This is a genomic window from Ruegeria sp. B10 (genome assembly GCF_056539825.1).
Genome location: NZ_JBQFVP010000005.1, coordinates 248,106 through 268,106, shown reverse-complemented (window position 1 = coordinate 268,106; position 20,001 = coordinate 248,106). Strand labels below are relative to the sequence as shown.

Annotated in this window: 22 protein-coding genes; 6 read left to right on the top strand and 16 right to left on the bottom strand. The window is 59.1% G+C overall.

The genetic code is table 11. From position 1 onward, the window contains the following. Positions 1 to 6: 6 nt before the first annotated feature. The 5 genes from ACR0J4_RS09365 to ACR0J4_RS09345 form a co-directional block, all read right to left on the bottom strand. Positions 7 to 645: a glutathione S-transferase family protein gene (locus tag ACR0J4_RS09365; protein ID WP_170641042.1), complete on the bottom strand. Its 639-nt coding sequence runs from the start codon at positions 643 to 645 to the stop codon at positions 7 to 9. Positions 646 to 706: 61 nt separating this feature from the next. After that, on the bottom strand, positions 707 to 919 hold the full coding sequence (locus tag ACR0J4_RS09360) for a hypothetical protein (RefSeq protein WP_170374251.1): 213 nt from the start codon (positions 917 to 919) through the stop codon (positions 707 to 709). 55 nt (positions 920 to 974) lie between these two features. Continuing rightward, the gene (locus tag ACR0J4_RS09355) at positions 975 to 2,756 is read right to left on the bottom strand and encodes an acyl-CoA dehydrogenase C-terminal domain-containing protein (protein ID WP_170641040.1); all 1,782 of its coding nucleotides are present in this window, start codon (positions 2,754 to 2,756) and stop codon (positions 975 to 977) included. 45 nt (positions 2,757 to 2,801) lie between these two features. Then, positions 2,802 to 3,203, bottom strand: a complete 402-nt coding sequence (locus ACR0J4_RS09350) for a MerR family transcriptional regulator (protein ID WP_170465668.1) — start codon at positions 3,201 to 3,203, stop codon at positions 2,802 to 2,804. Between the two features lie 255 nt (positions 3,204 to 3,458). Then, entirely contained in the window at positions 3,459 to 3,827 is a 369-nt protein-coding gene (locus ACR0J4_RS09345) for a MerR family transcriptional regulator (RefSeq protein ID WP_170374244.1), read from the bottom strand. A 111-nt stretch (positions 3,828 to 3,938) separates the two neighbouring features. Between ACR0J4_RS09345 and ACR0J4_RS09340 the strand changes: the two genes are divergently transcribed. From ACR0J4_RS09340 to ACR0J4_RS09330, 3 genes are read left to right on the top strand one after another with little or no spacing between them, the layout of a single operon-like run. Next, entirely contained in the window at positions 3,939 to 4,358 is a 420-nt protein-coding gene (locus ACR0J4_RS09340; RefSeq protein ID WP_170465671.1) for a PaaI family thioesterase, read from the top strand. A 1-nt stretch (position 4,359) separates the two neighbouring features. Further along, positions 4,360 to 4,872 carry a PaaI family thioesterase gene (locus ACR0J4_RS09335; protein WP_170641038.1) on the top strand — a complete coding sequence of 171 codons (513 nt, stop codon included), beginning with the start codon at positions 4,360 to 4,362 and terminating at the stop codon, positions 4,870 to 4,872. Positions 4,873 to 4,880: 8 nt separating this feature from the next. Beyond that, positions 4,881 to 6,197 carry an MATE family efflux transporter gene (locus ACR0J4_RS09330; protein ID WP_170641036.1) on the top strand — a complete coding sequence of 439 codons (1,317 nt, stop codon included), beginning with the start codon at positions 4,881 to 4,883 and terminating at the stop codon, positions 6,195 to 6,197. On the opposite strand, the gene arsC is transcribed toward ACR0J4_RS09330, so the two are convergent. From arsC to ACR0J4_RS09310, 4 genes are read right to left on the bottom strand one after another with little or no spacing between them, the layout of a single operon-like run. Further along, positions 6,194 to 6,535 (bottom strand): arsenate reductase (glutaredoxin), encoded by a 342-nt coding sequence (arsC, locus tag ACR0J4_RS09325; RefSeq protein ID WP_170552708.1) that lies wholly within the window; start codon positions 6,533 to 6,535, stop codon positions 6,194 to 6,196. The two genes, ACR0J4_RS09330 and arsC, sit on opposite strands and share 4 nt — an antisense overlap. Continuing rightward, on the bottom strand, positions 6,532 to 7,590 hold the full coding sequence (locus ACR0J4_RS09320; RefSeq protein WP_170641034.1) for a quinone-dependent dihydroorotate dehydrogenase: 1,059 nt from the start codon (positions 7,588 to 7,590) through the stop codon (positions 6,532 to 6,534). The genes arsC and ACR0J4_RS09320 overlap by 4 nt, the downstream gene beginning before the upstream one ends. Beyond that, positions 7,587 to 8,018: a DUF1330 domain-containing protein gene (locus ACR0J4_RS09315; protein WP_170641032.1), complete on the bottom strand. Its 432-nt coding sequence runs from the start codon at positions 8,016 to 8,018 to the stop codon at positions 7,587 to 7,589. Before ACR0J4_RS09315 ends, ACR0J4_RS09320 begins: the two co-directional genes overlap by 4 nt. After that, on the bottom strand, positions 8,015 to 8,353 hold the full coding sequence (locus tag ACR0J4_RS09310) for a DUF952 domain-containing protein (protein WP_170641030.1): 339 nt from the start codon (positions 8,351 to 8,353) through the stop codon (positions 8,015 to 8,017). Before ACR0J4_RS09310 ends, ACR0J4_RS09315 begins: the two co-directional genes overlap by 4 nt. A 108-nt stretch (positions 8,354 to 8,461) precedes the next feature. On the opposite strand from ACR0J4_RS09310, the gene ACR0J4_RS09305 reads away from it, so the two are divergent. The 3 genes from ACR0J4_RS09305 (at position 8,462) to mnmH (ending at position 11,899) form a co-directional block, all read left to right on the top strand. Continuing rightward, positions 8,462 to 10,045 (top strand): bifunctional metallophosphatase/5'-nucleotidase, encoded by a 1,584-nt coding sequence (locus ACR0J4_RS09305; protein WP_170641028.1) that lies wholly within the window; start codon positions 8,462 to 8,464, stop codon positions 10,043 to 10,045. Between the two features lie 88 nt (positions 10,046 to 10,133). Then, positions 10,134 to 10,799 carry an SOS response-associated peptidase gene (locus ACR0J4_RS09300; protein WP_170747380.1) on the top strand — a complete coding sequence of 222 codons (666 nt, stop codon included), beginning with the start codon at positions 10,134 to 10,136 and terminating at the stop codon, positions 10,797 to 10,799. A gap of 47 nt (positions 10,800 to 10,846) precedes the next feature. Further along, positions 10,847 to 11,899 (top strand): tRNA 2-selenouridine(34) synthase MnmH, encoded by a 1,053-nt coding sequence (gene mnmH / locus ACR0J4_RS09295; RefSeq protein WP_170641026.1) that lies wholly within the window; start codon positions 10,847 to 10,849, stop codon positions 11,897 to 11,899. On the opposite strand, the gene selD is transcribed toward mnmH, so the two are convergent. Genes selD through ACR0J4_RS09260 form a run of 7 tightly spaced genes read right to left on the bottom strand, consistent with a single transcriptional unit; the run spans position 11,890 to position 19,973 of the window. Further along, positions 11,890 to 14,049 (bottom strand): selenide, water dikinase SelD, encoded by a 2,160-nt coding sequence (gene selD, locus ACR0J4_RS09290; protein ID WP_170641024.1) that lies wholly within the window; start codon positions 14,047 to 14,049, stop codon positions 11,890 to 11,892. The two genes, mnmH and selD, sit on opposite strands and share 10 nt — an antisense overlap. A 5-nt stretch (positions 14,050 to 14,054) precedes the next feature. Then, positions 14,055 to 14,441: a Na+/H+ antiporter subunit G gene (locus ACR0J4_RS09285; protein WP_170374220.1), complete on the bottom strand. Its 387-nt coding sequence runs from the start codon at positions 14,439 to 14,441 to the stop codon at positions 14,055 to 14,057. Positions 14,442 to 14,448: 7 nt separating this feature from the next. After that, complete coding sequence (locus ACR0J4_RS09280; RefSeq protein WP_152457439.1) at positions 14,449 to 14,718, bottom strand: K+/H+ antiporter subunit F; 270 nt, start codon at positions 14,716 to 14,718, stop codon at positions 14,449 to 14,451. Then, the gene (locus ACR0J4_RS09275) at positions 14,715 to 15,212 is read right to left on the bottom strand and encodes a Na+/H+ antiporter subunit E (protein ID WP_170374373.1); all 498 of its coding nucleotides are present in this window, start codon (positions 15,210 to 15,212) and stop codon (positions 14,715 to 14,717) included. The genes ACR0J4_RS09280 and ACR0J4_RS09275 overlap by 4 nt, the downstream gene beginning before the upstream one ends. Next, positions 15,212 to 16,747, bottom strand: a complete 1,536-nt coding sequence (locus ACR0J4_RS09270; protein WP_170641022.1) for a monovalent cation/H+ antiporter subunit D — start codon at positions 16,745 to 16,747, stop codon at positions 15,212 to 15,214. Before ACR0J4_RS09270 ends, ACR0J4_RS09275 begins: the two co-directional genes overlap by 1 nt. After that, positions 16,744 to 17,103 carry a Na+/H+ antiporter subunit C gene (locus tag ACR0J4_RS09265; RefSeq protein ID WP_170374216.1) on the bottom strand — a complete coding sequence of 120 codons (360 nt, stop codon included), beginning with the start codon at positions 17,101 to 17,103 and terminating at the stop codon, positions 16,744 to 16,746. The genes ACR0J4_RS09270 and ACR0J4_RS09265 overlap by 4 nt, the downstream gene beginning before the upstream one ends. Further along, positions 17,103 to 19,973, bottom strand: coding sequence for a monovalent cation/H+ antiporter subunit A (locus ACR0J4_RS09260; protein WP_170641020.1), 2,871 nt, complete (start codon positions 19,971 to 19,973; stop codon positions 17,103 to 17,105). The genes ACR0J4_RS09265 and ACR0J4_RS09260 overlap by 1 nt, the downstream gene beginning before the upstream one ends. Positions 19,974 to 20,001 lie beyond the last annotated feature (28 nt).

The window sequence follows — 20,001 nt, the reverse complement described above, 5'->3', positions numbered from 1 at the left end:
TTCTCCTTAAGCTCGATCCGACGGGTTGTCGGGCATCAGGTCATAGGGGTGTTTCCAGCCGGGCTGCTCGGACAGGCGAGTCAGCCAGGCGTCGATGTTGGGCCAGTCGGCACGGTCAAAGCCGAATGGTTCGGGATAGTAGAGGTATCCGCAGCAGCTGAGATCAGCGTTGGTCACGCCATCACCAACAATCCAGTCGCGGCCCTCAAGGTGGTTGTCCAGAACATCGTAGGCCGCTTTCAGACGGCCTTGGTTGAAGGCAATCACATCGGCATTGCGGTGTTCTTCTGGCAGGAAGTTCATCAGAAACCGCGTCATGCCGGCCATCGAGCTGAGTTTGTGGTTATCCCACAGCACCCAGCGAAGGATCTCGTAATTCTCTTCCCGCGTCTTGCCGCCGAACTTGCCGGATTTTTCGGTTATATAAGCCTGAATCGCACCAGATTGGGAGGTTTTGAAATCACCGTCGATCAGGAAGGGCGCTTCGCCCATTACGTTGACGTCCGAGCGGAACTCGGGGCTGCGGGTGACACCTTTGAAGAAATCGACAAAAACCGGCTCCCACTCGAGGCCGGACATTTCCAGCGCCAGAGCGGCTTTGTATGAATTTCCGCTTTCACCGAAGCAGTGCAGTTTTATGGTCATGCGGTCGCCCCTCCCGTGGCGTTTTTTTGCATTGCCCGCCCAAGCTTTTCGGCCTTGGTGCCTAGCGCTTGCGTGCCTCCAATTCGGAATTGAAGAGACGCAACCGATGGGTCAGGTTGTCTTCGTCGATGACGCTGTTGAAGTTCTCGAACAGAAAAGACAGCGCTTCGCCTTCATCCAACCCGGCCTCGCGGGCGAAGCCGCGGAGTTTGCGATAGCCGTCCTCGGTCATGGCGACGGGGAAGCGGCGGGTCAGGCGAAAGCGTTTGGGCATTCTGTCTCCTCCGAATAGTAGAGCCCGGGCGGTGTCGCCCGAGCCCAGAGTTTGATCAGAAGTTCGCTGCGTCCAGAACCATCACCGTGTCTGCACCGGTCTGAATGCGGGAAAGATGCATCGCTGTCGCGGGCAACCGGCGGGCCATGTAGAACCGGCCGGTGTTGATCTTGGTCTCGTAGAACTCTTTGTCCGAGGCGCCACCGTCCAGCGCGTCTTGCGCGGCCTTGGCCATTTGCGCCCACATCAGGCCCAGGCAGACATGACCGAACATGTGCATGAAGTCGTAAGAACCAGAAAGAGCGTTGTTCGGGTTCTTCATGCCTTCCTGCATGAAGTACATGCCAGCGGCCTGCAGATCCTTGGATGCGGCCTTCAGCGGTTCGATGAAGGCTTTGTCATAAGCTTCGTTCTGGCCCGCGTTTTCCTTGCAGAAGGTTTTGACCATTTCGAAGAACGCCATGACGTGCTTGCCGCCATCCTGCGCCAGCTTACGGCCCACAAGGTCTAGGGCCTGAACGCCGTTTGCACCTTCGTAGATCATGGCGATACGAGCATCGCGGGTGTATTGCGACATACCCCATTCTTCGATGTAGCCATGGCCGCCATAGACCTGCTGGGCCTGAACGGTCATGTCATAGCCTTCGTCGGTCAGGAAACCCTTGATGACCGGTGTCAGCAGCGAAATCAGCCCGTCCGCGTCTTTGTCTTCGGAACGGTGCGCCTTGTCGATCATGGTCGCGCCCCACAGAAGGAACGCTCTTGCGCCTTCGGTAAAGCTTTTCTGATCCATAAGGTTACGACGGATGTCGGGGTGGACGATCAACGGATCGGCGGGGCCGTCCGGGTTCTTTACTCCAGTCACATCGCGGCCCTGTAGGCGATCTTTGGCATATTCCAGGGCGTTTTGATAAGCAGCTTCGGCCTGTGAGACCCCCTGCATACCCACACCCAGACGCGCTTCGTTCATCATGGTGAACATGGCGCGCATGCCTTTATGCTCTTCGCCCAGCAGCCAACCGGTGGCCTCGTCATAGTTCATGACGCAGGTCGAGTTGCCATGGATGCCCATCTTCTCTTCGATCTTGCCGACCGAAACGCCGTTGCGCTCACCCACAGATCCGTCTTCGTTCACGATGAACTTGGGCACGATGAACAGCGACACGCCCTTGATGCCCTCGGGGCCACCTGGGATTTTGGCCAAAACCAAATGGATGATGTTGTCGGCCATGTCGTGATCACCGGCCGAGATAAAGATCTTCTGGCCCGAGATTTTATAGCTGCCGTCGCCCTGAGGTTCCGCTTTGGTGCGCATCAGACCCAGATCGGTACCGCAATGCGGCTCGGTCAGGTTCATGGTGCCGGTCCATTCGCAGCTGATCATGTTCGGCAGGTATTTGTTCTTTTGCTCGTCCGAGCCGTGCGCCAGAATGGCCGAGGCCGCGCCGTGGGTCAGGCCCTGATACATGGTGAACGCCTGGTTCGCGCCCGAGAACATCTCTCCCACGGCCGTTCCAATAACGTAGGGCATGTTCTGGCCGCCATACTCTTCCGGCATGTCGAGGCCAGTCCAGCCGCCTTCTTTCATCTGCTCGAAAGCATCTTTGAAGCCTGTGGGTGTGTAAACGATACCGTTTTCCAAACGGCATCCTTCGGTGTCGCCGACAACATTCAGCGGGTGAAGAACATTGGTGGCGACCTTGCCAGCTTCTTCCAGAACGGCGCCGGTGAACTCGGCCTCTAGTTCGTTGTAACCCGGAATGTCAGATTCCGAGATTTTCAGGACATCATGCAGGATGAACTGAGTGTCTTTTGTTGGCGCGTTGTAGACGGGCATGTGAAGCTCCCTTAATTCATATGTCCGGGTGACTGGCTGGCGAGGTTACTCGGCGGCCTTCTTTTCGGTCTTCATCGAGGCGATGACTTTCTCGCCCCAGCGCAACTGCTCTTTCAGATCGTCGATGGCCTGCGTCAGCTCTTCACGGCGCGATTCCATATCGGCCAGACGTTCGCACGCGATTTCATAGGTGCGCGACATCTGGGTCACCTGCTGGTCGCCCACGTGATACAGGTCCAGAAGCTGGCGAATTTCCTCAAGGCTGAAACCAAACCGCTTGCCGCGCAGAATCAGCTTTAGCCGCGCGCGGTCGCGTTTGGTGAACAGACGCTTCTGACCCTCGCGGATCGGAAAAAGAAGTTCCTTCGCCTCGTAGAACCGCAAGGTGCGGGGCGTGACATCATAGGTCTCGCACATTTCACGGATGGTCATCAGATCTTCGGTCATTCGTTATACTCTCGTCACTGGCGTCGTCCGAATAGAGTTGCGCAGTTGCTGGACGCTTTACAACATGTAGGTGACGTTTACGTAATCCAGACGCTGCGTCATTTCTAAGTTGACGTAACTTCCAGTCGCGTAATGACGGGTTTTGCGAAATTTTCTTTCCCTAGGGGCAAGGGAAATTCGCCCTCAGATTGGTCCGAGGACGCGATTCCAAGATCCATTGCTTGGTCTCACCAGAACCCAGACGGGCAGGGTGTTCTACTTGATGGACTTAGCCGTCTGGTCCCGAAGCTGTTTGAGGGCATCCATCGCCTCGTCAAGCTGGGCGCGCTGCTGGCGCAGCTCTTCCATCTGACGATCTGCCATTTCCACGAAGGTCGCCATCTGAGCTTCGTTGCCTTGATCTTCGTAGATCAACAGCCATTGGCGAATTTCTTCCAATGGAAACCCGAATTTCCGGCCGCGCATGATCAGGGTCATGCGGGCGCATTCTCTGGGGCCATAGTACCGGGATCGCCCTTCACGATCGGGCTGCAAAAGCTCGATATATTCGTAGTAGCGCAGAGTGCGCGGAGTCACGTCGAACTCGGCACACATCTCTTTGAATGACAAACGGTTGTCGGACATTCGGGGTCTCCTCGGCAGCAACCTAGGACGTCATGCGAACAAGCGCAACAGGTGGGCTTGCCCTTTGATCGGATGGCGGCTCATAAAGGGGCAAGACAACAGGATATCACCATGGTCGACAAAGCAAAGCTAGCCCGCCAGTTTATCGAAGCCATTCCGCATGCGCGTGCGATGGGCCTTCATCTTAGCCAGATCGGGGAAGGTGAAGCCGAGATAACAATGCCTTACAACGAAGATCTGATCGGAGATCCGCGCACGGGCGTGATCCACGGTGGCGCGATTTCGACCATCCTGGATACCTGCTGCGGGGCCGCAGTCATGAGCCACCCGTCTTCACCGGGCGGAACAGCGACGATTGATTTGCGCATCGACTATATGCGCGCCGCCACGCCAGGGCAGAGCATCACCGCGCGGGCCAATTGCTATCACATCACCCGAAATGTGGCCTTCGTGCGTGCAACGGCGATGGATGATGATCTTGACCTGCCAGTGGCGACCGCTTCGGGGTCTTTCACGGTTGAGGGGAAGTAACATGGCTCGTTCCCGTCCCGAACCCATGCAAGTGGTCAAACAACGGCGCGACGCCGCCTTGCGCGCTTTGGTCGATGGCGTGCCCTATATCCGGTTCCTCAATATCAGTTTCGACCGGCGCGGGGATGAGCTGACCGGCGTGCTGAACTTTGACGAGAAACTGATCGGCAACCCGTTTCTTCCAGCCCTTCATGGCGGCGTTACCGCGGCGTTTCTTGAGGTCACTGCCGTGATTACGCTGAGCTGGGAGCACATGTTCTCGGACATCGAAAGTGGTGAAATTGATGCCGAGGCGATTGTCACGGATGAATCGATCCGCTTTCCCAAAACCATCGACTTTACGGTAGACTACCTGCGCTCGGGCCTGCCGCGCGACGCCTATGCGCGCGCCTTTGTGAACCGGGCCGGACGGCGTTACGCCTCGGTTCGGGTTGAGGCGTGGCAAGACAACCATGCCAAGCTGTTTGCACAGGCGACGGGGCATTTCCTGATGCCGCAACAGCCACGCGACTAGGGCTGAGCATGCAGGATGCCTCGGCACCCATAACTCACAAAAGGGTGCTGAAGATCGCGGTTCCCATTGTGTTGTCTAACGCGACTGTGCCGATCCTTGGCGCCGTGGATACGGGCGTTGTGGGGCAGATGGGGGCGGCTGCTCCGATTGGCGCGGTGGGCATGGGCGCGGTGATCTTGTCCGCGATCTACTGGATTTTCGGCTTTCTTCGAATGGGCACAACGGGCCTTGCGGCGCAGGCACGCGGGGCCGGAGAGACCGCCGAGATGCGCGCCTTGCTCATTCGCGGGTTGATGCTCGGCGGGGCGGCCGGCCTCGTGTTTATCTTTGCCCAGGTCGCAATCTTCAGTGGCGCATTCTGGCTATCCCCGGCCAGCCCCGAGGTTGAAACACTCGCGCGGTCGTACCTTGAGATTCGGATCTGGGGCGCACCCGCAACCATTGCCCTCTATGCGATCACAGGCTGGCTGATCGCGGTCGAACGGACACGGGGTGTGTTCCTGCTGCAGGTTTGGATGAATGGTCTGAACATCGTGCTGGACCTGTGGTTCGTTCTGGGGCTGGGCTGGGGTGTAGAGGGCGTGGCGATTGCGACCCTGATCGCAGAGTGGACCGGTTTGGCATTGGGTCTGTGGCTTTGCCGGGACGGGTTTGCCGGGAAAATCTGGCGCGACTGGCCACGCATATTCGATGCCACGCGGCTGCGTCGGATGGTGCAGGTGAACGGAGACATCATGATCCGCTCGGTTCTGCTGACTGGCTCTTTCACCACCTTCCTGTTCGTCGGGTCCGATTTGGGAGACGTCAATCTGGCGGCCAATCAAGTGCTGCTACAATTCCTTGAAATAACCGCTTTTGCACTAGACGGATTCGCCTTTTCCGCCGAGGCGCTGGTCGGAGGCGCGGTTGGCGCAAGGGACCGATACCAAGTACGGCGCGCCTCGGTCATGGCGTCTCAATGGGGTGTCGGAGGCGCGGTGCTTCTCAGCGCCGTTTTCTTCTTTGCAGGTCCCGCGCTGATTGATCTGATGTCCACCTCTCCCGAAGTACGCGAGGCGGGACGCACGTTCCTGTTCTGGGCGGCTTTGGCTCCGATCATCGGGGTCGCAAGCTGGATGTTCGACGGTATCTACATCGGAGCGACATGGACCCGCGACATGCGCAATGCGATGCTGCAATCAGTGGCAATCTATGTGGTCGCTTTGTTCATTCTGGTGCCCGCGTTCGGCAACCATGGCCTGTGGGCCGCGCTGATGGTTCTGAACCTTGCGCGCGGCGTGACGATGGGTTGGCGTTATCTGAAGCTTGAAGCTCAGGTGGCCTAGAGCAGGGTGAGCAGATTTTCGGGCGGGCGGCCAATTGCGGCCTTACCGCCCGATATGGCCAGAGGGCGTTCGATCAGGATCGGGTTGTCTGCCATGGCTTGGATCAGCTCCGCATCCGGCGCTTCCTTTGAAAGGCCCAGCTCTTTGAATCGTTTCTCGCCCGTGCGCATCATCTTGATGGCTGGCACGTCCAGCAGGGATTGCACAGCCCGCAATTCGTCGACCGAGGGTGTGTTTTCTAGGTATTTGCGAACCTCGATCTCTGCACCCCGCTCCTCCAGCAAGGCCAATCCCATTCGGGATTTTGAACAACGCGGGTTGTGCCAATATTCGATCACAGCCAATCCTCTCGTTTGCTGCCCACAGCCTGTGCAACGGTGTCAAACCCATCGCGGGTCAATAAGTCATCAAGACCCTGTGCGATATCGGCAGCCAAGGACAGGCCGCCATAAACCATTGCGGTATAAAACTGCACTGCCGACGCGCCTGCGCAGATCTTGGCGTAGGCCTGCTCCGCCGAGCTGACACCGCCCACACCGATCAGAGGGATTCTGCCATCGGTCAGCTGGCTCAACCGGGCCAGAACGCGGGTAGACTTCTCAAACAGAGGGGCACCGGACAGGCCGCCTTTTTCGTCCTTGTGCGGGCTGCGCAGCCCGTCGCGCGACAGGGTTGTGTTGGTTGCTATGACCGCATCCACACCCGTTTCCGAGGCCACTTCGGCGATGTCCTGCAATTCATCCTCGGTCAGGTCAGGTGCAATTTTCAGGAAAATGGGCAGAGGGCGCGGCAGAGCGTCCCGTGTTTCGATCACACCACTCAACAAAGCGCCAAGGGCCGCCTTGCCCTGAAGATCGCGCAGTTTTTCGGTGTTTGGGGAGGAGACATTGACCGTCGCGAAATCCAGATGCGCGGCGCAATGGGCCAGCACTTTGGCAAAGTCGCCGGGCCTGTCATCGCTATCCTTGTTGGCACCGAGGTTCAGGCCGATCACCGCATCCTTAGGACGGTTGGCCAACCGTTCGGCCATAACTTCCATACCCTCATTGTTGAAGCCAAAGCGGTTGATGGCGGCTTTGTCCTCGGTCAGGCGGAACAGGCGGGGTTTCGGGTTGCCGGGTTGCGGGCGCGGGGTCACCGCTCCGACCTCGATGAACCCAAACCCTGCGCGGGAAAGAGGGTCCAGAACTTCTCCGTTCTTGTCGAACCCGGCGGCGAGGCCTACAGGGTTGGGCAGGCGCAGCCCTGCGAGTTCGGTCTGTAGACGCGATGACGTCACCGGCCCCGGCGTTGGGGCCAGACCGGCCTGCAAGGCCTTGATCGACAGACCATGAGCCGCTTCAGGGTCCATACGGTGCAGGGCGGCGAGGCCCAGTTTCTCGGTCAGTTTCATCCGAAAGACGCGCCTCCTTGCGCGGTGCCACAGCGGATCAGGCGGGAGGTTGCGACGGCGGCCTGACGGTGGACCACCGCAGACCGGTAGGTTGGATCTGTTACCATCTCAAGAAACGCGTGAGCGGTAGGATAGCGGGCAATGAACACTTCATCCCAAACCTCGTCCTGCGGTCCGATCAATGTGGTCTGAAACGCCCCACGCCACAGGATCGACGCGCCGATCCTGGCGATGATCGGGGCGGTTTCAGCCCCATAATGGCGATAGGCTTCAGCGCCCGTCAGATCTTTATCTGCCAAAGCATGGCCCACCGGGTAGTCGGCCTTGGCGCGAAACCTGACAAGGTTCAGCATCTCGATAGGTTGATCCCGATCCAATGCCTTGAAGGCTTCGAACTGTTCACGATCGGGATCAATATAGGCGGTCATACCATCTCGCTCGGGAATTGGTGGGTTTGGCCATCGAAGGGCAGGGGGCGGGACCAAAGCACATCGCTGAGCCGGATTTGGCGGTGGAGATGCGGAAACAAGGCCCCACCGCGTGACACTTCCCATTTCAAGTCGTCGCCCATGGCGTCAGCGTTACAGCCAAGCAGTGTCAGACCTTCAACCCCAGCAAAGTGTTTGGCAGCGGTTTCCGCCGCCTGTTCGGCTGTCGAAAAGTGGACGAACCCGTCAGCGATATCAATTGGCGCGCCATCAGTTGCGCCATTTGCCTGCAACGCGGCCCATTCCTCGGCCCGGAATATCTTGTAGATCAGCATGAAGGTCTGATGCCCCGCATAGCCCGTGGAATCAAGCCGGATTTCCCCCTTTGACTCTTCCGCCGCATCAGCGCACGATCCCGAAAAACAATGACAGGGAGTTTCAACATGGTAAGCCGCCTTTTGACGTCGGTCGCGATCCTCGGCCTGAGTGCAGGCATCGCTGCTGCCGACTACAAGCTGACCATTCTGCACACCAACGACATTCACAGCCGGATCGAGTCGATCAACAAATACGATTCCACTTGCGATGCTGAAGATGAAGCCGAAGGGAAGTGTTTTGGCGGTGTGGCGCGTCTGAAAACAGCCGTTGACGCCAAGCGCGCCGAACTGGCGGATGAGAATGTACTTTTGCTGGATGCGGGCGATCCGTTTCAGGGCTCGTTGTTCTACACGACCTACAAAGGTGCCGCCGAGGCCGAGTTCATGGAAGCGATCGGTTATGACGTGATGGCCGTCGGCAACCACGAATTCGATGACGGGCCTGAAGGTCTCGCGGCCTTTATCGATGCGGTCAGCTTTCCGGTGATCTCGGGCAATCTGGACCTGTCGTCTTCGGCTGAGCTGAAGGACAAGGTGCAAAACCACGTGGTGCTTGAGGTGGGTGGCCAGAAGATCGGCATCATCTCGGCCCTGGCCACGGATACTGTGGACACGTCCAGCCCGGGTAAGGACGTCGTTTTTCAGGATGAGGTCGAAAGCCTGAAGGCGGATGTGGCCGCTTTGGAAGCCGAAGGTGTGGACATCATCATCGCGCTGAACCACGTGGGTCTGGCTCAGGATATCAAGATCGCCGAACAGGTGCCCGGCCTTGATCTGGTTGTCGGTGGGCATTCGCACACCTTGCTGTCCAACACGGATGAGGATGCGGCAGGCGCGTACCCGGTGATGGTGGGCGAAGTTCCAGTTGTTCAGGCCTATGCCTATTCGAAATATCTGGGCGAAATCACACTGACATTTGATGACGACGGCAATCTGATTTCGGCAGAAGGTGAGCCGATTCTGTTGGATGCGTCCGTCACACCGGACGAGGGCATCGCGGTCCGAGTTGCGGAAATGGGCGCCCCGATTGAAGAGATGAAGGGCCGCGTTGTCGCCAGCTCAGCTGCAACCATCGAAGGCTCGCGCGATGTCTGCCGTGTGCAAGAATGCGAGATGGGCAATCTGGTTGCAGATGCCATGCTGGCCCGCGTTGCGGATCAGGGCGCTCAGATCGCGATTGCGAATGCGGGTGGTCTGCGTGCCTCGATCGACGAAGGCGAGGTCACCATGGGCGAAGTTCTGACGGTCCTGCCGTTCCAGAACACCCTGTCGACTTTTGAGATCACCGGGCAGGGCGTGATCGACGCGCTGGAAAATGGCGTAAGCCAAGTCGAAGAGGTCAAGGGCCGCTTCCCACAGGTCGCAGGCCTGACCTTCACTTGGGACCCCTCAGCCGCTCCGAACGAGGGACGCATCACCGAGGTGATGGTCGCGGATGGTGACGGTTTTGTTCCGATTGATCCCTCGGCTACATATCTGGTTGTGACCAATAACTACGTGCGCAACGGTGGTGACGGCTACAGCGTCTTCGAAGGTGACGACAAGAATGCCTATGACTTCGGCCCGGATCTCGCGGATGTAACGGCGGAATATTTGGCCGAAAACGCGCCCTACCAGCCTTATCTGGATGGTCGCATCAAGCAGAAATAAGACCTGAAAAGCCGTGCCCGTTTGGGTGCGGCTTTTTCTTTTGGCTGAAATCGCATCCCGCAACGATCCGGGATTGGACGACGGACTGATGTGCGGACGGTTTGCAATCACTTTGCCCAATGACGCGATGGCGCAGCTGTTTGCCGCGCGCCCTGCCAATGCCTTGCCCGAGGTGCCCAACTATAACGTCTGCCCGACCAATCAGGTGCATGTCGTTCGTGCAGGAGACTCTGGTCGTAGGTTGGATGCGCTTCGCTGGGGTTTTCTGCCCCATTGGTACAAGGCCGAAAATGCAGGCCCCTTGTTGATCAACGCACGGGCAGAGACACTGGCCGAAAAACCCGCTTTTCGCGACGCTTGTCGATCGCGGCGCTGCCTGATCGTGGCGACGGGGTTCTATGAATGGACCAAGTCCCAGCAGGGCACGCGCCTGCCGTGGTACATCCACCGCAAGGATGGTGCGCCCATCGCCTTTGCGGGCGTCTGGCAGGATTGGGGGCCGGAAGAGGCGCGGCAATCCACCTGTGCCATCGTGACGACTCAGGCGAACCAGAACCTATCGGCCATTCACCACCGAATGCCTTTGATCTTAGAGCCCGACGATTGGTCGCTTTGGTTAGGAGAGGCGGGCAAAGGTGCCGCGCGGTTGATGCAACCAGGTGCCGAAGAAATGTTGGAGTTTCATCGTGTCGACCCCGCCGTGAACTCCAATCGGGCGTCTGGCCCAGACCTGATCGAAGTCATCGAGGACTAGCTGCGGATGCGTTCCCCTTGCTTGCGACTAAAAGACGGGTGCTTGGTATGGCACTGAAATTCACAGATTTACCGCAGCTCTACGCGCACGGGTTCGATACGGTCATCGACGTCCGCAGCCCGGCAGAATTTGCTGAAGACCACCTGCCGGGGGCGATCAATCTGCCGGTTCTGGACAATGAAGAACGCGCGCGGGTCGGGACGATCTACAAACAGCAGAGCCCTTTTTTGGCGCGAAAACTCGGGGCGGCGCTGGTGTTCCGTAATGCAGCAAACCATATCGAGCATCGCCTCAGCCATCATGAGGGGAACTGGCGGCCCTTGGTCTATTGCTGGCGCGGAGGGCAACGTTCGGGCTCGTTTACATGGATGTTGCAACAGATCGGCTGGCAGGCGGATGTCGTCGATGGAGGTTATCGGACCTATCGTCGGCTGGTGAAGGCCTACCTGTACGACCAGCCGCTACACTTCCAACTGATCGCGCTGGATGGCTACACTGGCACCGCCAAGACCGAGTTGTTGCACCATCTGGATCGCCGCGGCGTGCAAGTGGTTGATCTGGAGGGGCTTGCCAACCATCGTGGCTCACTGCTAGGGGAAAGGCCAGGTGGGCAGCCCAGTCAGAAGGCTTTTGAGTCCGCCCTGTCAGCCGCATTTTGCGCCCTGGACCCATCTCGCCCTGTGGTGGTTGAGGCGGAGTCGTCGAAAGTAGGCGATCGCATCCTGCCACCCAGCGTCTGGACCGCGATGTGCGCCGCGCCGCGTATTCATATAGACGCGCCTTTGTCTGCCCGGTCGGCTTACTTGACTAAGGCGTATGACGACATCTTGTCGGATACCGAGCGCCTTCGGGATCGCTTGTCTCCACTGCGATCTCATCGCGGGCATGAGGTCGTGGACGGGTGGTTGAGCCTTATGTCGTCCGGCGACAAACAGGCTTTGACGCGTGCGCTGATGGAGCAGCACTATGATCCGGCCTACGCCAAATCCCAGCGTCAACATCCGGCAAAGACTTTGGCGCGGATTGAGATCGCGAAGTTGGACGACAAAAGCCTAAAGGGCGCGGCGGATCGCATCAAAAACACGCTGGATCAGCTTTGAAGCTTCAACCCCGGAGTGTCGGTCAAATGCCCGATCCGCGCAGCCGGGTAAACCGCCGCTCGCAGATCCTCTAGCAGTTTGTCGGCGATCTCGGGTGCTACCGCAGCCAGCAGCCCGCCCGCTGTTTGTGGGTCGAACAACAGCGCAGCTTTGCCGCCCATTGGGAGCTCAGGCGCAATAGAACGGTTGTCTGCAAAAAGCGTCGATTGGATTCCGGCGTCGCTCAGTTCGATAACTCCGGGCATCACGGGGACGGCCTCAAGATCAAGCACAGCGCCGCAATTTGATGCCTCACACAGCCCGTTCAAGTGTCCGGCCAAGCCAAACCCGGTGACGTCGGTCATCGCATGGGCCTCTGCCAGAATGCAGGACGCTGCGCCTTGCGGTTGGGTCATCATCTCATAGGCTTGCGCGACCGTTGCGCCCTCGGCCTTTCCGGCCATTTCAGCAGCCATCACAACGCCGCTGCCGATGGGTTTGGTTAGGATCAACACATCGCCGGGCCTGCCGCCTGCCAAGGTGATCGGGTCCTTGGCGCAATGCCCTATCACCGTGAAGCCAATCGTCATCTCATCGCCCATCGAGCTGTGGCCACCGACGATTTCGGCCCCGGCGTCTCGCATAATGTCGCTCGCGGTTTGCATGATCTCAGAAAGTGTCCGTTCCTGCAGGTCAGAGGAAAGGCGTGGCAGGATCAGAGTGGCCGTTGCAGCCTGAGGCGCGGCCCCCATTGCCCAAATGTCCCCCAGTGCGTGGACCGCAGAGATACGGGTCATCAGGACGGGGTCATCGGTGACACTGCGCAGGTGATCCGTGGTCAAGACCTGCCGCGCATTCCCGGTTGTCAGCAAAGCGGCGTCGTCTCCGGGCAGCGCTGTCACGTCTTGACGCAATGGTTCAGGCAGTTCGGCCAGAGCGCTGCGCAACGCGCCGCGCCCGAGTTTCGCCCCACAGCCGCCGCACATTGGTTTGTTTCCAAGCGCTTCGGTCATACCGGCGGCATGGGCGCGCGGGAGGGCGGGGGTCGCCATGGTAGGCAGATTGCGGAACTTATTCATAAAGCCTTGGTCGATATGGTCCTTCCAACGCCACATCAGGGCGCCGCTGAACGACGTGCCCAGACGCTCGGCCAACGCGGACTTGCCGCCCAATGAGATAAGCTTCAGATAGTCCTTCTGCGGCACATAGCGCTGCATGGTCCCAGCCCCCAGCGCCGCGCGCAGGTTGTTGAACAATACTGGCGCCTCGCGCACCGCGTAGACGCCTGCTTTGGGGCGCGGGTTCTCGGTCAGGTGGGCGCAGTCTCCGGCGGCGAAGATGACGGGTTCGCTGGATTGCAGGTGGCCGTTCACGCGGATGAAACCTTCTTGCAGGTCCAGCCCGGTGTGCTGGATCCAGCTATAGGGTCTCGCCCCCGCAGCGCCGGTCACAAACTCGGCAGGGATCTGGCGGCCATCGTCCAGTGCGACATGATCTGCGGCGATCTCTTTTATTGAAACTCCCTCGAGCACGTCGATGCCAAGACCGGCCATAGCCTCGCGGATCGTCGCTGCGGCCTTGGGGCCGGTCGCTGTCAGGGCCGAGGCATTGTCGATCAGCGTGATCCGCGCGGGTCTGCCCTTGGTTTCCAGCGCGTGGGCCATGGCCATCGCCAGCTCGACCCCAGCGACGCCTCCGCCTATCACGGCCACCGAGGCAGGGCCGGTGCTGTCTAGATATGCAGACCAACGCGCGGCAAAGACGCCCAAGGGTTTGGCCGGAACGGCATGGTCTGCAAAACCTGGCAGGGCGGGCATGTCCGAGGTGATCCCGACGTTGACCGAGGCGACATCGAATGCCACCGGAGGCCGTCCCGGCACATGCAAATGGCGCTGGTCAATGTCGAGCCCCTCAACCGCGCCCAGAATGACCCGTGCGCCCGCGAAACGGGCCAGACGGACCAAATCAATGTCCAGATCAGAGCGGGAGTAGTGACCAGCGACAAAGCCGGGCAGCATCCCAGAATAGGGCGCAGTCGGGCCGGGGTTGATCACCGTTACGCGCGCGCCGTGCAGAGGGTTCATCCCCCATTTACGCAGCAGCAAAGCATGGGTGTGACCTCCGCCAATCAAAACCAGATCACGGGTCAGGGGCAGCGGAGGGTTATGCATCAGGCTCAGTTCGTGCTGTGATCAGGGACGTCTTCAACCTGCTCGACCGCGTGGGTGGCCCAAAGCTCGTCCTCGCCCGCATCCGGCAGATCCTGCGGCTTTTCATGACGATGAATGTGCCATTTGGCAATGAACAGGGCCGTGATCGGGGCCGTCAGGAACAAAAACAGCGTGATCAGCAGCTCATGCATCGACAGTTTGCCCTCAAGCAACACGGAATGTGCAATCGAGGCCAGTAGCACGCCGCCCACACCCAGCGTTGTCGCTTTGGTCGGCGCGTGCAGGCGCGACATCGGGTCTTTCAGTTTGATCATCCCAAACGATCCAACGAAGCCGAAGATACCCGACATGATCAGGAAGGCGGCAATCAGCAATTCGACGAGAAATGTCATGTCGCCCTCACTCGATAATGTTGCCGCGCAGCATGAAGCGCGCATAGGCCACGGTTGAAACGAAACCCAGCATGGCGATGATCATGGCAGCCTCGAAAAAGATCTCGGTGCCTTGATCCAAACCGTACAGGATCATCAGCGCGATGGTGTTGATCACCATCGTGTCCAGCGCCAGAACGCGGGTGCCGACACCATCGGCGGTGATGATCCGCCACAGGCACATCATGATGGCGGCTCCGAAGCAGGCGAAGGCGAAGTAGATCGCATAATCAATCATTCGAAAATCTCCTTCAGGCGGCGTTCGTAGCGCTGTTTGATCTGATCGCGCACGGCCTCAGGGTCCGGAGCATCAAGGCAATGGACCAGAAGGTTATGCCCCTGCGCCGACAAATCGCAGCTGACGGTACCCGGCGTCATCGTGATTGTCCCGGCCAGTACGGTGATTGCCTCGGGCGTACGCAGTTCAAGCGGGACGCAGATCCAGTTTGGTTGGCGAGCGTCGTCGCGTTTGAACAGGATGATCCGGGCGACGGTGATATTGGCGATAACGATATCCCACAGGACCACCAGGATGTACTCGGCCACCATGGGCCAGTTGCGCAGTTTGGGGCGGTCGGGCCAGTAAGGTTGGGTGACAAAGGGAATGATGATCCCGAGGATCAAACCAAAAACGAGCGAGTTTAACGACCCGTTATTGGCAAGCAGAACCCAAACCAGTGTCAGCAGAAAGCTCAGGTGCGGGTGCGGGAATATGCGGTGTAGCAGCTTGATCATTCTGCCTCTCCCAATACGGCCGAGATGTAGTCTTCGGGTGTGAACAGTTGCTCGGCGGTTTTGCTGGTGTATTCGAGAGCGGGGCCGGCAAACAAGGTCAGCAGGATCAGACCGCCGACCAGGCCGAAGACCGACGTAAATGCCAGACCTGGGTGTGGTTCCGGGGTGGGTTGCGGCTCGGCGTCTTCCCCCTCGGGCTGAGGGTTATGGTCCGCGTCGTGGCTCTTCCAGAAGATCAAAGTGCCGGCCCGTGCGAGACCCACGATGGTTACAAAGGATCCGATCAGGATGACCGCCCAGACAGAGGTTGCGTCCGGTGCATCCCGGGCCGCATCCAGAACCAGCAGCTTGCCGATAAAGCCGGACAGCGGAGGCATCCCCGCCATTGCAATAGCTCCGACGAAAAACAGCGCTGAAATCAATCCGGTCTGCGCCATTGGCTTCTTGGGCGCGATGGCACCACCGCGGCGTTCCATCACCAGATCAGCGACGAGGAACAACAGGGCCGTCGCAAGCGTCGAGTGGAACACATAGTAGAGCGCGGCTGCACTGGCATCCGGCGTGAACAGCGAAATCGCAATCAGCAGCGTCCCCATCGAGGCGATAGCACAGAAGGCCACCATCCGCGCGATATGTTGCGAGCCGAGGATGCCGATGGCCCCGACGGCAAGGGTAACCAGCGCAGCAGGTTGCAGCCAATTGCCAACCAGCCCTTGCGTTGCTTCAACCTCGGGGCCGAAGGCCAGAGTGTACATCCGGATGATCGAATACGCCCCAACCTTGGTCATGATCGCGAACAAAGCCGCCACGGGTAGGGGCGCGTTGGCGTAGCTGGCCGGTAGCCAGAAATGCAACGGCAGAACGGCGGCCTTGATACAGAACACCAACAACAGCAACACAGCGCCAACCCGCAGCAGCGCGGTATCCTCGGGCGGTATCTCGGCCACCCGGAGCGCAATGTCGGCCATGTTGAGCGTGCCAGTCACACCATAGAGCGTGCCCAGGGCGAACAGGAACAAGGTCGATCCCAGCAGGTTATAGGCCACGTATTGCACACCAGCCTTCAGCCTGACCGCTCCGCCGCCATGGGTCATCAGACCGTAGGAGGCGATCAGCAGGACTTCGAAGAACACAAACAGGTTGAAGGCGTCGCCGGTCAGGAAGGCCCCGCAAACGCCCATAAGCTGGAAGTGGAACAGGGCGTGAAAATGCTTGCCACGCTCGTCCCAACCCGAAGCGATGGCGTAGAGCACAATGGGGAGGGCCAGAAGGGCGGTCAGCAGAACCATCATGGCTGAAAGCCGGTCCAGCACCATGACAATCCCGAAGGGGGCGGGCCAGTTGCCCAGCTCATAGACCTGAATGTCGCCTCCCGCGGCCTGCGTGGTGATGGTCAGGGCGATGCCCAGAAGGGCAACAACCCCCGCGACCGAGAAAATGCGCTGTAGGTCGAGGTGATAGCGCAGGACCATGATGATGAACGGGGCCAGGATCGCAGGAAGAACGATCGGCGCAACGATCCAATGGTTCATGCGTCTTCTCCCGGCGCGTCCACGCTGTCATGCGGGCTCATGTCGATATGGTCATCCTTCGAGGACAGATAGGCCGAGAGCGAGATCATCACGATCACCGCCGTCATCCCAAACGAGATCACGATGGCCGTCAGCACCAGCGCTTGCGGCAGTGGATCGGTATAGGGGACGTCTTCGTATTTGTTCAAAACGGCAGGCGAATTCAGCGCCAGACGTCCGGTTGCGAACAGGAACACGTTCACCGCATAGGTGATCAGCGACAGGCCAAGAATGACCGGGAATGTTCGACGACGCAGGATCAGGAAAATCCCGGCGGCGGTCAGAATACCTACGGCAGAGGCAACGAGCGCTTCCATCAGGCCTGCTCCTTCTCTTGTTCTTCTTCCGGCGGAGAGTCCCGCAACGGGTTGATATCCATCGGGAACTCCTGCGCCATGCCCGGCTGCCATGCAAAGCGGGACAGGCTATCCAGCGCCAGCATCACCGCGCCCAAAACAGCGAGGAAGACACCGGTGTCGAACAACATTGCGGTGGCCCATTCGAATTCTTCCAGCGGTGGCCAGTTGATGTAGCCGAAGTCGCTGGTGAGGAAGGGGCGTTCATTGAACCAGGCGCCGAGACCGGTAGCGGCGGCGATCAGCACGCCCCAGCCGATGGTGCCGTGATAGTAGAACCTTTGCCGTTCGATCGCCCAAGTGTAGCCGCTGGCCATGTATTGCATCAAATAGGCGATGGCGACGATCAGGCCGGCGATAAAGCCGCCTCCGGGCTGGTTATGGCCACGGAAGAAGATGTAGGCACCCACCATCAGGGCAATTGGCATCATCACGCGGGTCACGACCACCATCATCAACGGATGGGAGTCGCCCGATTGCGGCCAATGCGGCTTGCGATTCAGCAGGTAGCCCCGGACATTGCTGCTCAGGACCGCTTCGGTCAGGGCAAAGATGATCAGCGCCGCGATGCCCAGAACGATGATCTCGCCAAAGGTATCAAAGCCCCTGAAGTCCACGAGGATGACGTTCACCACGTTGGTGCCGCCACCACCTTTGTACGAGTTGGCAAGGTGGAATTCGGAAATCGTCGGGAAGGCGAAATCACGCAGCATGATCGCATAGACCAGAGCACCTGTCCCAATCCCGGCCACGACCGAGATCGCGGCATCCCGCCAACGCCGCGCGGCGGTACTGTCCCATGGGGTTTCGGTCGGCAGGAAGTTCAGCGACAGCAGCAACAGGATCATCGTCACCACCTCGACTGAGATCTGCGTCAGTGCCAGATCCGGAGCCGAGAGGTAGTTGAACGCAACCGAAACGATCAGCCCGACAACACCAATCAGAACCAGCGACAACAGGCGGTTACGGTGGAACCACATGATGCCCAGCGTTGCGCCCACCAGACAGATCCAGCCAACGATCGGAATGATCTGCGCAGGCAGCGGCACGCGGGTTTCAACTCCGATCGTCCCGGTGGAATAGGCGTAGTAGCCAAGGCCGACGGTAAAGGCGACAAAGATGATCGCATAGCGGCTGAGGACACCATTGTGCAGCTCATCTGTGATCCATTGGCTGAGCCGCGTAAACGCATTGATAATGGCCTCAAAGATCACTTTGGCCTCAGGCCGGGGCAGGGTGTTCCAAAGCTGCTGCGCGCGTTTGTGTTGCGACATTAGGAACAGACCGCCCAGCGTGGCGACAACGGACATATACAGCGCAGGCGTAAAGCCGTGCCACAGTTTCAGTGAGTAATAGGGCAGCTTCTCGCCACCGATCACGGCGCTGGATACGACGGCCACCAGCGGGCCGACGATGGCCGACGAATAAAGGCCGATCAGTACGACCAGAACGACCATAAAAGCGGGTGCCAGCCACAGCCCGACCGGAGGGTCATGCGGATGGGCCGGGTAATCCTCGCGCTTTGGTCCAAGGAAGACATGGCTGACAAAGCGGAAGGAGTAGGCCGCCGAGAACAGCGCTGCCAGCAGGGCCAGACCCGGCACCAGATAGTGAGAGTTCAGCCATGTGGTGTGGACGGTTTCCTCCAGCATCATCTCTTTTGACAAAAAACCGTTCAGCGGAGGCAGACCAGCCATGGACAAAGCTGCGATGGTGCCAATGGTGAAGGAGATCGGCATCAGATGACGCAAGCCGCCCAGCCGTTTGACATCGCGCGTTCCGGTTTCGTGATCCACGATCCCGGCGGTCATGAACAGCGCGGCTTTGAACGTCGCATGGTTGATGATGTGGAACACCGCGGCCACGGCTGCAAACTTGGTGCCAAAGCCCAGCAGCATGGTGATCAGGCCCAGATGTGACACGGTTGAGAACGCCAGCAGCGCCTTCAGATCGTCCTTAAACAGCGCGATCACCGCGCCCAGCAGCATGGTCACCAAACCGGTTGTTGCGACGATATAGAACCACGCATCGGTGCCGGCCAGAACCGGCCACATCCGTGCCATCAGGAACAGCCCGGCCTTCACCATGGTGGCCGAGTGTAGATAGGCCGAAACCGGCGTCGGGGCGGCCATGGCGTGAGGCAGCCAGAAATGGAACGGGAACTGCGCCGATTTGGTGAAACAGCCCAGCAGGATCAGGATCAGCGCAGGCAGATAGTAGGGCGAGGCCTGGATCAGCTCTTTGTTCTGCAAAATCACGCTGAGGTCATAGGACCCGACGATATTTCCCAAAATCAGCATCCCGGCAATCATCGCCAAGCCACCGCCTCCGGTAACGGCCAGTGCCATGCGGGCGCCTTGTCGGCCTTCGGGCAGGTGTTTCCAATAGCCGATCAGCAGGAATGAGCTTAGTGAGGTCAGCTCCCAGAAAATAAGCAAAAGCAGGATGTTATCGGATAGAACAATCCCAACCATCGCGCCCTGGAACAGCAACAAATAGGTGTAGAACTGCCCCATCGGGTCCTCTCGCGACAGGTAGAACCGCGCATAAAGGATGATCAGTAGACCGATGCCGAGGATTAGCAGGGCAAATAGAAAACCCAGCCCGTCCAGCATGAAATTCGCGTTCAGCCCCAGCCCCGGTATCCAGTCGAACCGCGCTGTCACGACATCGCCGCGCATCACACTGGGGATATGAATCAGCAACCCCATCAGGGCCAGGAAAGTGGTCAACCCTGCGGCCGAGGCGGCTGCATTTCGTCCCGCCCGTATCAGGAGGGCTGGGAAAACAGCTCCGAGGAAGGGAAGGGCCGCGATGAGGAATAGGGACAAGTGCGATACTCCGGTCTGGGCGGTCAAT

What these genes read in the sequence shown, in the direction of transcription:
- mnmH (WP_170641026.1), top strand. Translation starts at nt 10,847, where the DNA reads ATGGCACTGAAATTCACAGATTTACCGCAGCTCTACGCGCACGGGTTC.
- selD (WP_170641024.1), bottom strand. Translation starts at nt 14,049, where the DNA reads ATGCATAACCCTCCGCTGCCCCTGACCCGTGATCTGGTTTTGATTGGC.
- ACR0J4_RS09300 (WP_170747380.1), top strand. Translation starts at nt 10,134, where the DNA reads ATGTGCGGACGGTTTGCAATCACTTTGCCCAATGACGCGATGGCGCAG.
- ACR0J4_RS09355 (WP_170641040.1), bottom strand. Translation starts at nt 2,756, where the DNA reads ATGCCCGTCTACAACGCGCCAACAAAAGACACTCAGTTCATCCTGCAT.
- ACR0J4_RS09350 (WP_170465668.1), bottom strand. Translation starts at nt 3,203, where the DNA reads ATGACCGAAGATCTGATGACCATCCGTGAAATGTGCGAGACCTATGAT.
- ACR0J4_RS09365 (WP_170641042.1), bottom strand. Translation starts at nt 645, where the DNA reads ATGACCATAAAACTGCACTGCTTCGGTGAAAGCGGAAATTCATACAAA.
- ACR0J4_RS09265 (WP_170374216.1), bottom strand. Translation starts at nt 17,103, where the DNA reads ATGGAAGCGCTCGTTGCCTCTGCCGTAGGTATTCTGACCGCCGCCGGG.
- ACR0J4_RS09315 (WP_170641032.1), bottom strand. Translation starts at nt 8,018, where the DNA reads ATGACCGCCTATATTGATCCCGATCGTGAACAGTTCGAAGCCTTCAAG.
- ACR0J4_RS09310 (WP_170641030.1), bottom strand. Translation starts at nt 8,353, where the DNA reads ATGCTGATCTACAAGATATTCCGGGCCGAGGAATGGGCCGCGTTGCAG.
- ACR0J4_RS09285 (WP_170374220.1), bottom strand. Translation starts at nt 14,441, where the DNA reads ATGACATTTCTCGTCGAATTGCTGATTGCCGCCTTCCTGATCATGTCG.
- ACR0J4_RS09340 (WP_170465671.1), top strand. Translation starts at nt 3,939, where the DNA reads ATGGTCGACAAAGCAAAGCTAGCCCGCCAGTTTATCGAAGCCATTCCG.
- ACR0J4_RS09305 (WP_170641028.1), top strand. Translation starts at nt 8,462, where the DNA reads ATGGTAAGCCGCCTTTTGACGTCGGTCGCGATCCTCGGCCTGAGTGCA.
- ACR0J4_RS09280 (WP_152457439.1), bottom strand. Translation starts at nt 14,718, where the DNA reads ATGATTGATTATGCGATCTACTTCGCCTTCGCCTGCTTCGGAGCCGCC.
- ACR0J4_RS09330 (WP_170641036.1), top strand. Translation starts at nt 4,881, where the DNA reads ATGCAGGATGCCTCGGCACCCATAACTCACAAAAGGGTGCTGAAGATC.
- ACR0J4_RS09345 (WP_170374244.1), bottom strand. Translation starts at nt 3,827, where the DNA reads ATGTCCGACAACCGTTTGTCATTCAAAGAGATGTGTGCCGAGTTCGAC.
- ACR0J4_RS09335 (WP_170641038.1), top strand. Translation starts at nt 4,360, where the DNA reads ATGGCTCGTTCCCGTCCCGAACCCATGCAAGTGGTCAAACAACGGCGC.
- ACR0J4_RS09320 (WP_170641034.1), bottom strand. Translation starts at nt 7,590, where the DNA reads ATGAAACTGACCGAGAAACTGGGCCTCGCCGCCCTGCACCGTATGGAC.
- ACR0J4_RS09270 (WP_170641022.1), bottom strand. Translation starts at nt 16,747, where the DNA reads ATGAACCATTGGATCGTTGCGCCGATCGTTCTTCCTGCGATCCTGGCC.
- ACR0J4_RS09360 (WP_170374251.1), bottom strand. Translation starts at nt 919, where the DNA reads ATGCCCAAACGCTTTCGCCTGACCCGCCGCTTCCCCGTCGCCATGACC.